Origin of the sequence: uncultured Flavonifractor sp. (assembly GCF_944385615.1) — a bacterium.
GTDB lineage: Bacteria > Bacillota > Clostridia > Oscillospirales > Oscillospiraceae > Flavonifractor.
Genome location: NZ_CALWXV010000062.1, coordinates 1 through 9,941, shown reverse-complemented (window position 1 = coordinate 9,941; position 9,941 = coordinate 1). Strand labels below are relative to the sequence as shown.

The 9,941-nt window shown below is 56.7% G+C and carries 6 protein-coding genes; all 6 read right to left on the bottom strand.

The window, feature by feature from the left end; all coding sequences use genetic code 11:
* Positions 1-116: 116 nt before the first annotated feature.
* On the bottom strand, positions 117-2,267 hold the full coding sequence (locus Q0J75_RS11900; protein WP_297201581.1) for a polyribonucleotide nucleotidyltransferase: 2,151 nt from the start codon (positions 2,265-2,267) through the stop codon (positions 117-119).
* Positions 2,268-2,705: 438 nt separating this feature from the next.
* Positions 2,706-2,972: a 30S ribosomal protein S15 gene (rpsO, locus tag Q0J75_RS11895; protein ID WP_087188508.1), complete on the bottom strand. Its 267-nt coding sequence runs from the start codon at positions 2,970-2,972 to the stop codon at positions 2,706-2,708.
* 207 nt (positions 2,973-3,179) lie between these two features.
* Positions 3,180-4,535, bottom strand: a complete 1,356-nt coding sequence (locus tag Q0J75_RS11890; protein WP_297201578.1) for an MATE family efflux transporter — start codon at positions 4,533-4,535, stop codon at positions 3,180-3,182.
* Positions 4,536-4,647: 112 nt separating this feature from the next.
* Positions 4,648-5,634, bottom strand: coding sequence for a diguanylate cyclase domain-containing protein (locus Q0J75_RS11885; RefSeq protein WP_297201574.1), 987 nt, complete (start codon positions 5,632-5,634; stop codon positions 4,648-4,650).
* A gap of 179 nt (positions 5,635-5,813) precedes the next feature.
* The gene (locus Q0J75_RS11880; protein WP_297201572.1) at positions 5,814-8,066 is read right to left on the bottom strand and encodes a bifunctional diguanylate cyclase/phosphodiesterase; all 2,253 of its coding nucleotides are present in this window, start codon (positions 8,064-8,066) and stop codon (positions 5,814-5,816) included.
* A 345-nt stretch (positions 8,067-8,411) separates the two neighbouring features.
* A partial coding sequence (locus tag Q0J75_RS11875) for a recombinase family protein (RefSeq protein WP_297201569.1) occupies positions 8,412-9,941 on the bottom strand: 1,530 nt, incomplete at its 5' end.

Genomic DNA, 9,941 nt, shown 5'->3' with positions numbered 1-9,941 from the left:
TCTCACCACCTCCTCTATTTTATCTCATCTAAATGAAAAAGCCCAGCTTTTGCTGGACTTTTTCGACAGGCTGAAATCCCCGCTGCATAGCAGCGGGGATTTTAGCTTATCCAAACTTACTTAATGGGCTCGCCGGCGGCCTTCTTGGCCTTGATTTCCTTGAGGGCGTCCCGATAGGACAGGTTGACCCGGCCCTTCTCGTCAATATCGGTGACCTTGACCCAGATCATATCGCCGATGTTGACCACGTCCTCCACCTTCTCCACCCGGTGATCGGCCAGCTTGGAGATGTGGACCATGCCGTCCTTGCCGGGAGCCAACTCCACAAAGGCGCCGAACTGCAGGATGCGCACCACCTTGCCGTAGTACAGCTGACCCACCTCGGGCACGAACACGATGGTCTCGATGGTCTTCTTGGCGGCGTCGCAGGAGGCCTTGTCGGTGCCCGCGATATAGATGGTGCCGTCGTCCTCAATGTCGATCTTGGCGCCGGTGTCGGCACAGATCTTCTGAATGACCTTGCCGCCGGAGCCGATGACCTCACGGATCTTGTCCACGTCGATCTTCATCTTCACCATCTTGGGGGCGGTGTCGGCCACGTCGGCCCGGGGCTTGTCGATGCAGGGCAGCATGATCTCGTCCAGAATGGCGTACCGGGCGTCCTTGGTGATCTCCAGGGCCTCCTTGATGATGGCATGGGACAGGCCGTCGTTCTTGATATCCATCTGGATGGCGGTGATACCAGCCTTGGTACCGGCCACCTTGAAGTCCATCTCGCCGTGGAAGTCCTCCACGCCCTGGATGTCGATGAAGGTGGTGAAGCCGCCGTCATCGTCCTGGATGAGGCCGCAGGAGATACCGGCCACGGGGGCGGAGATGGGCACGCCGGCGTCCATCAGAGCCAGAGTGGAGCCGCAGATGGAGCCCTGAGAGGTGGAGCCGTTGGAAGAGAGCACCTCGGACACCACCCGGATGGCATAGGGGAAGTCCTCCACAGAGGGGATGACGGGCTCCAGGGCACGCTCGGCCAGAGCGCCGTGGCCCTTCTCCCGGCGGTTGGTGGACCGGGCGGCCCGGGCCTCGCCGGTGGAGTAGGCGGGGAAGTTGTAGTGGTGCATATACCGCTTCTCCTCCTCCTCCCAGATGGTGTCCAGCTTCTGGGCGGCGGAGAGGGTGTTCAGGGTGCAGATGGAGAGCACCTGGGTCTGGCCGCGGGTGAAGAGGCCGGAGCCGTGGACCTTGGGCAGCACGCCCACCTCGGCGGCCAGGGGACGGATCTCGTTCTTGGCCCGGCCGTCCACCCGGTGGCCTTCCAGCAGCCAGGCCTTGACGATCTTCTTCTGGAACTTGTAGGTGATCTCCTCCAGATACTTGTCCATCTCGGGATAGTCTTCCAGGAAGAGCTCATGCCAGTGCTCGATGAGGGCGTTCCACCGCTCCTCGCGGATGTTCTTGTCGTCGGTGTCCATGGCGGCCTTGGCCTCGTCCATGGTGGCCTCCACGATCTTGTCAAACAGCTCCTGATCAAAGTCGGCGTGGTCGTAGGTCATCTTCTCCTTGCCGATCTCGGAGACGATGTTGTTGATAAAGGCCACCTGGGCCTTGATCTCCTCATGGGCCTTCACAATAGCCTCATACATGATGTCGTCGGGCAGCTCCTTGGCGCCGGCCTCGATCATGATAACCTTCTTGTCGGTGGCGGCCACAGTCAGGTCCAGCTGAGAGGCGTGCTTCTGCTCGTTGGAGGGGTTCATGACGATCTGGCCGTCCACATAGCCCACCTCCAGGCAGCCGATGGGACCGGCCCAGGGGATGGGGGAGAAGGCCAGGCAGGCGGACACGCCGATCATGGCGGTGACCTCGGGAGAGCAGTCCCGGTCCACGCTCATAACGGTGGCGGTGACCACCACGTCGTTGCGGAAGTCATAGGGGAACAGGGGGCGGATGGACCGGTCAATGACCCGGCTGGCCAGTACGGCGGGCAGAGAGGGCTGGCCCTCCCGGCGCATGAAGGAGCCGGGGATGCGGCCCACAGCGTACAGCTTCTCCTCAAAGTCCACGGAGAGGGGGAAGAAGTCCACGCCGTCCCGGGGACGGGGGGACACGGTGACGGCCACCAGCACGGTGGTCTCGCCATAGGTGACCATGGCGGACGCGGTGGCCAGCTCGGCCACCTTGCCCACGTCGATGGTGAGGGGACGGCCCGCCACCTCGGTCTTGTACACATGACGGTTGGTGAATTCCTTGTGCTTGATCACGGTTGACATGGGGAAAATTCTCCTTTTCATTGGTGTTTCCCCACCCGTCAGAGCCCGGCTCTTTTAGCACTTGAATCCGGGTCCGAGGCCGGTCAGGCCCGGATTCAACTGCTAAAAGTATGCTCTGAGGAGTGGGAAGAAGGGGTGGCACGGAGGTCCGCGCCACCCCTGTTTTGTTGTTGTCACGCTATGCGCCCTCCGCGACGGCCAACTGCGCAACACTCCGCCGAAAATGCCGCCGGGCTTTGCCCGACCTGTTTTTCGGCCTGCCTGTTTCGCTGTTGCCCTGCTCACGGGCGCTCCACGCTTGGTGTCACGCCTCGCCTGTTTGCAACGCGCGGCTTCCCTCCGTCTCGGGCGCAAAACAGGTCCGCTTCGCGTACCTTCGGTTTTTTGCCCTCGCTCCGGTCCATCCGCGCTGCGCACGACGGCTCAGACGCTTCCTAATTACTTACGGATGCCCAGCTTGGCGATGATGGCACGATAGCGCTCGATGTCCTTGGCCATCAGGTAATCCAGCATCTTGCGGCGCTTACCGACCATCTTCAGCAGGCCCCGGCGGCTGTGGTTGTCGTGCTTGTGGATCTTCAGGTGCTCGGTCAGCTCCTGGATCCGGGCGGTGAGAATGGCGATCTGCACCTCGGGAGAGCCGGTGTCAGTGGGATGGGTGCGGTTGGCTTCGATAACAGCGGTCTTTTCGTCCTTACGGATCATGGTTGGTGTTCCACCTTTCATACAATGTGCCCGCGGGCTGCGTGACCGGCCGGTGTAAGCCGGGAGACGAAGTCCAGGGTAATAAAATGCTGTCTGTTTGCAGACCTACATAGTTTATCATAGTCTGGCCCGGTTGTAAAGGATTCATTCAGAAAAAAGCGTCTTTTTTGCCTGTTTTCCCACGGTAAAACGCAGAATGGCAGATGATTATACCGGCTTGGGCGCCTCCAGCCATTTGCCGAAGCGGTAATAGAGCAGCAGGGCCACGGAGGTGGTGATCCAGGTGATGGGGTAGCTGGCCTCCACCATAATGATGGTGTGGTGCTGGGGCACCACCAGGAAAAGCCACAGAAGCCGCAGGCCGCACACGCCGAACACCGAGATGAGCATGGGCACCAGAGACTTGCCCGCCCCCCGGATGGCGCCGGGCAGCAGCTCCACCAGAATGTAAGTGATGTAACAGGGAGCCAAAAACAGCACCATCTCCACGCCGATCTCCAGCACGTCGGGGTCGGGGCTGAAGATAGACAGGATGGGCCGGGCCAGCAGTACCAGAAAGGCGCTCATGGCGATGGTGATACCGGCGCTCATGGCCACCGAGATGCGCACGCTTTTTTTCAGCCGGTCGTACTTGCCTGCACCGTAGTTCTGCCCGGCAAAGGTGGTGAGGGCCTGGGACAGGGCGGTGATGGTCATCCAGAACAGAATGTCCATCTTGCCGTAGGCCGTCCAGGCGGCCACCGCGTCGGTGTCAAAAGAGTTGATGCAGGACTGAATGACGATGTTGGAGGCGGAATACATCACCGACTGGAGAGCGGTGGGCACGCCCACCCGCAGGATGGCGGCCATGGGCTGGCGGTGGAGCTTGAGGGCGGAGGGAAAGAGCTGGAAGGGGGCGCCGTGGGAGCGCATGAGGGAGATGACCACCAGCACCGCCGACAGCACCTGGGAGGACACGGTGGCGATGGCCACCCCCAGCACCTCCAGGGGAATGACCACCACCAGCAAAAGGTCCAGGACAATGTTGCACAGAGAGGCGGCAATGAGGAAGTACAGGGGCCGCTTGGAATCCCCCACCGCCCGGAGCACGCCGGTGCCCATGTTATAGATCACGTTGGGAATCATGCCCAAAAAGTAGACTCGCTGGTAGAGGATGGCCCCGGGCAGGGCGTCGGCAGTGGTGTCCATGGCCCGGAGCGCCCAGGGGGTGAGCACAAAGCCTATCACCATAAAGACCGCGCCGATGATGACCGACAGCAGCATGGCGGTATGGACGCTTTTGTGGACGTCCTCCCCCATGCGGGCGCCGTAACGCTGGGCAATGGCCACCACGGCTCCGGCGGACAGACCGGTAAAGATGCCCACCGTCAGGTTGACGATCACGCCGGTGGAGCCCACGGAGGCCAGGGCCACCTTGCCCACGAACCGGCCCACCACCACTGTGTCCACGGTATTGTACAGCTGTTGGAAGAAGGTGCCGAACCACAGGGGAAAGAATAAAGCGAGCAGCTGCTTCCAGATCACGCCCTGGGTGATGTCGCCCACAGGCCGGGTCAGACGCATGGCAGATCCCTCCAAAAAAAGTAAACTGATACGGCCAATGCCGCAAGAGGATTGTACACGGTTTGCGGACAAAAGGCAAGGGGGCGGCAATGCCGCCCCCCTTGGTTGGGTTTTATTCGTGCCTGCGGTCGTTTTCCCGGATGCTGTGAAAACTCCGCTTTTGCTGGTACATCATCTGGTCGGCCTCATCAAACTGCTCCTTGATGCTGCACCCCTGGCTCCGCCAGGACATACCGGCCGCGCAGCTGATGTGATGGGCCTTCAAACCGGCCTGGGCGGTCTGGACAGCGGAGCGGAAGGCCTCCTCCTCCAACTCATCATCAATGACCACAAATTCATCCCCGCCGATGCGGTAGACCTTTTTGGGGAAAACCTGCTGGATCTCTTGGGCTGTCCGGCGGAGCAGTTCGTCTCCGGCGCTGTGGCCCAGATGGTCGTTGACCGCCTTGAGCCCGTTCAGGTCAAAGTAGCCGATGCCCAGCCTCCCCCCCTGCTTGCAGGGCTCGGCGTCCATCATCAGGTTGAATTTATTCCGGTTATAGCACCCGGTGAGGGTGTCCTCAAAGCTCATCCGCTGGAGCAGGGCGGTCTGGGCCGCGATCTGCTTTTTTTGGGCCCGCACCTGTTCCTGTAGATATTCATAGGTATGGCGGGCCATTTTGATGGGAAAGCCCATATCACCACATATATCCTCATAGGGATTGGAAATGTGGATATGACAGCAGCGCAGCCGCCCCTCTATCAGGCGAAAAACCAGGGTCACCCGCTGATGGACCTTCAGGCTGATCTTGGTGGAGGGATCGGTGGCGATCCACACCCGGCCGCTGCACAGATAGGACTCCGGCCCAATCTGTACCACATGGTACTCATCATCCGAAAGATTGCATTTGGGGACCAGACCGCCAAATTGCCGGAAGATGGAGATCACGTCGTCGCCTATGGCAAACTCGTTTTCGCCTGCGCCCAGCCACACAATATCATCCGTCATCTGGGCGATGACAGCTTCCACGTCGTTTTCGCAGTAGTGTTTATGCATCATAAAGCGTGTCAGGGCAATGATTTCCTGCTCCCGCGGGCACGCTTGTGCTTGCAGATCCATGTGCCATCTCCCCTCTCTTGTTGTTTGGAAGATTGTACGAGAGCATTATACCACAATGTTGTTAGAAAATGAACCAGGTAAGTTGATGATCTGGACCAGTTCAGAACAGCAAGAAACAGCCCTTCAAATGGAGCATTTTGGAACCATTTGAAGGGCTGTCTCTGATATGTCTGGGTCGTTTATTTGCACAGATACAACTGCTGGAACTCCGCGGCCGGGATAGGCTTGCTGTAGTAGTAGCCTTGGCCGAAGTCGCAGGAGAGCTCCTGGAGCATCTGCTCGCTGTCTGCCGTTTCCACGCCTTCCGCCACGGTGGACATATTCATATTTTTGGACATGGCAATGATGGCGGCCAGGATCTTGCGATGGTTTCCCTGTTTGTCCAGCTTTGCCTGCACCATAAAGGAGCGGTCCAGCTTGAGCTCGTCAATATGAAGGGAGCCAAGGGTGTGGAGAGAGGAGTAACCAGTCCCGAAGTCGTCCATGGAAATACGGAAGCCGTAGCTGTGCAGTTCATCCAGACACTGCTTGACCAGCTCCACATCCTCCATAGCCAGGCCCTCCAGGATCTCCAGCGTGATCCAGCTGGGAGAGATCTGATACTTGGCCGCGATCTCCCGCAGCCGCTGGGGGTAGCCTGTCTGGTGGAACAGCAGCCGGGTCTGGTTGACCGAGATGGGGACCAGGGGCAGCCCCTCGTCCAGCCAGGCCCGGATCTGACGGCAGGCCTGCTCGACCATGTAATAATCCAGCTGAACACAAAAGCCGTTGTGTTCAAAGAGGGGGATGAACTGATCGGGGAAAAAGGCCTGGGTCCCGTTGTTGATCCAGCGGACCAGGGCCTCGGCGCCCCCCAGCGTACCGTCTTGCAGGCGGATCTTGGGCTGAAGGAAGAGCTTGAACGCGCCCGCTGTCAAAGCCTGCTCCATGTGGTTTTCAATGTAGTTTTGCAGCTTTTCCTGTTCGTGGAGCTGGGCGTTATAGAAGGAGATGGTGGTGCGCTGGCCCTGTTTGGCCACATCCAGCGCCATCATCACATGGCCCATCAGCTCTTCCAGGGGATCGTCGCTGGCATAGGACACGCTGGAAGCGCAGCCGCAGTAAAAGTAAAGAGGATAGTTGGGGTGCATGGAGTCGGCCACCTGACTGATTTGGTCGAACATGGTCTGAAGACGGTACTCTGTGGTATCTTCCTCCGATGCTTCCAGACAAATCAGGAACCGGTCCGCCGAATCCCGGCAGAAAAACTCCCCTTCTTGGATGTGCTGATAAAGGATGGTACACATGTGCCGCAGCAGCACGTCGGAGTCGGGGGTGCCGAACAGCTCGTTGCGGAATTTGAATTTCCGGATGTTGACGGCCACCACGGTACACGGCGAAGCCTGCTTCAGCCGCTCTTCCAGCAGCTGGAGGAACTTGGCTTTGTTGTAGGCACCGGTCAGACTGTCATAATAGGCGATGCTGGACAGGCTGATGCGGTACCGCCGGAGCAGCCACAGGGCGATCAGCATAAAGCAGACCGAGACGATGGAAAACAGGCCCACCGCCAGGTATGCCAGCCGGACAATTTCGCTGACGGAGGTGCTGATCCCGTGGTCGGTGTCGGTAATGACCATGCTGGACCCGGGAAAGACCTCCATAGGCAAGACACAATTATAGTAGTCTGTGCCCTGATATGTAAACTCAAAAAAGCTGACCTTGGGGTCCTCAAAAGCGGCGCGATACTGCTCCTTGATGTCGTCGGAGAGATAGGGGGAGCTGAACAGGTTATAAAATCCATCCGGGGTATGGGTTCTGGTGGAGGCCACCACATTGCCGTTGTGGCAGATGATGGCGGCGGTACCGGAGTTGAGGGAGGAAAAGATTTCGGCGTACACATCGCTTTCCACCGCCGAGACCAGCACGCCGCAGATCTGCCCGTCGGTATAAACGGGAGTGGCGCTTGCCAGCACCTTGCTGCCCACATGGGGGTCATAGAAGGCCTGGGAAAACGAGCTGGTGCCCGACCAGGCCAGGGCCACCACATCCTGCAATGCGGTGGGCAGCTGGTCCAGACAGACGGGCACGACCCCCTCTTCTTTGGAGGACAGCCGGAATCCGCAGCCGTCCTCCTCAAAATACGCCAGACGGACAAACTGGGAGGCGTTGTTGGCCTCCTGCAAGCCCAAAAGCATGGTCTTGGCGTCCTGATCCGGGTGATCCTGCAGCATTCCGGCCATGGCGCGCAGGGTCAGCAGGTCGGCGTCCAGCTTGAAATGGAAGGAATTTTCATACTGGATGGCCTGCTCCTCCAGCCGGTCATGGATGGAGGTCAGATACAGGTTGGACACAGACTGGGATACATAGCGCAGTACCCAGAAAATAGCGACACACATCGCCAAAAAAATAACAATCAGCCTGCGCAGCCGGGCACGGATCTTTTTTTCACCCATAAACTCATCTGCCAATCTGTTTGGAATGATCGCGTTGATGCTGCATGACTCCAAAGCGAAAACAGGGATCAAAAGATATCCACTGATATGGCAGACTAGGGGTTTCTCCCAGATCAAGATTTCTTTTTGTCAGTATAACACAAAAAAACAAAATTTTATATATGAAATTTCAAAAATAATTATATTTTTAAAATATAATCATTTTTTTGGTTTGTAGAAACGCTAAGGCGGAGGGATAAATGGGCGTTTATAAGATCGGATTTGCTGCTTTGCGGCGGTTTTTGCGCCATGGAACGGCTCAGGCCTTGTCTGAAGCCGGGCGGAGAGCCGTAAATCAGACAAGGCCTAAAGCATGGTTGTATCCGGTTTTTGTTGGGACAAAAGAGCCACCGTCTCGACTTGCTGTTCGTTGTCCAAACTGATATTCATATCTTCCTCGATGATAGGCAACCGGAACTTGATGGATTTCAGCCACTGGCCATTGGGCTGACGCTCCGGGTAAATCTGAATTTCAGAGATCAGTTCCTCAATCAGCTGCCGTTTCTCTCTGTCGTTCATCTTTCCATAGAGTTGATCGAAGTAGATTAGAACCTTGTAGATATTATCGCCGGTCAGCTTTTCTGCCTCAATGGCCTGTTTCTTGGCTCTGGCTGCAATCAGTAGAGATTCCAATTCTTCAATCTTATCATACATCCCATAGAGCCGATCATCAAGGTCTGATTTCCGCCTGCTGTAATGCCGGTCGTCTGGGTCAAGAGAGTCGATTTCTTCAATTAGCTTGGATTTGGTGGAATAAGCCTGACGAAGCTGTTTTTCATAGTTGCTGATTTCCTGCTCAATCGCCGTGGTATCGACTTTCATGTTGATCTTTTCCTGCATCATCGCCGCAAATTTGGGATTGCTGACCAGCTTGCAGATTACCTCCGCCACAGCATCGTCCAGCAGCTCTTTCCGAATTTGCTTCTTGTAATCGCATTTATGCCCACGGGTCATAGAGCGATGTTTGCAGCCATAGTAGTAGAAATCCTTGTATTTGCTGCCGTCCGCTTTCCGTTTCACGCACTTATTACCATACATTCCAACACCGCATACGGGACATTTTACAATGCCGGACAACAGGTGAGTGCATTCGTTTTTCCCTTTGTTGACGTGTTCATACCGTTTGGCTTGAGCAGCCAACTTGACCTGTGCTGCCTGCCATACATCCTCGGGGATAATGGCCTCATGCAGACCATCCACCAACAAAAAGTTTTCTTGTTCTACCAAACGGTACTCATTTCTGGTTCCATGCACCTTTTCGGTTTTTCGCCTGCCATAGGCAATCTTACCGCAGTAAACCGGATTTTTCAGAATCATGCGGATCAGACGGGCATCAAAAAGAGGGTTTTTCCCGTTCTGGCGCTGGACTTTGCTGATCCCATGGTTTTCAAGATATTTTGCAATTCCATTTGCGCCGGAATCGGTTGTAACATACTGCTCATAGATGGTGCGAATCGCCGGAGCTTCCTCCTCGTTGATTTCCAGCTTGCCATCCACCAGTTTATAGCCGTAGGGGGCAAAGCCGCCGTTCCACTTGCCCTCTCTGGCCTTTTGGATACGACCTTCCATGGTTTGGACACGGATGTTTTCACGCTCAATTTCCGCCACTGCCGATAGGACGGAAATCATCAGCTTTCCCGCATCTTTGGAGGAATCAATACCATCCTCCACGCAGATCAGGTTGACGCCAAAATCCTGCATGACCTGTAAGGTGGAAAGGACATCCGCCGCATTTCTGCCAAAACGGGACAGCTTGAATACCAGAACAAAGGAAACGCCATCCTTGCCGGTTTTGATGTCCTCCATCATCTGGTTAAATTGCGTACGGCCTTCAAT

What these genes read in the sequence shown, in the direction of transcription:
- Q0J75_RS11890 (WP_297201578.1), bottom strand. Translation starts at nt 4,535, where the DNA reads ATGCGTCTGACCCGGCCTGTGGGCGACATCACCCAGGGCGTGATCTGG.
- Q0J75_RS11885 (WP_297201574.1), bottom strand. Translation starts at nt 5,634, where the DNA reads ATGGATCTGCAAGCACAAGCGTGCCCGCGGGAGCAGGAAATCATTGCC.
- Q0J75_RS11880 (WP_297201572.1), bottom strand. Translation starts at nt 8,066, where the DNA reads ATGGGTGAAAAAAAGATCCGTGCCCGGCTGCGCAGGCTGATTGTTATT.
- Q0J75_RS11900 (WP_297201581.1), bottom strand. Translation starts at nt 2,267, where the DNA reads ATGTCAACCGTGATCAAGCACAAGGAATTCACCAACCGTCATGTGTAC.
- rpsO (WP_087188508.1), bottom strand. Translation starts at nt 2,972, where the DNA reads ATGATCCGTAAGGACGAAAAGACCGCTGTTATCGAAGCCAACCGCACC.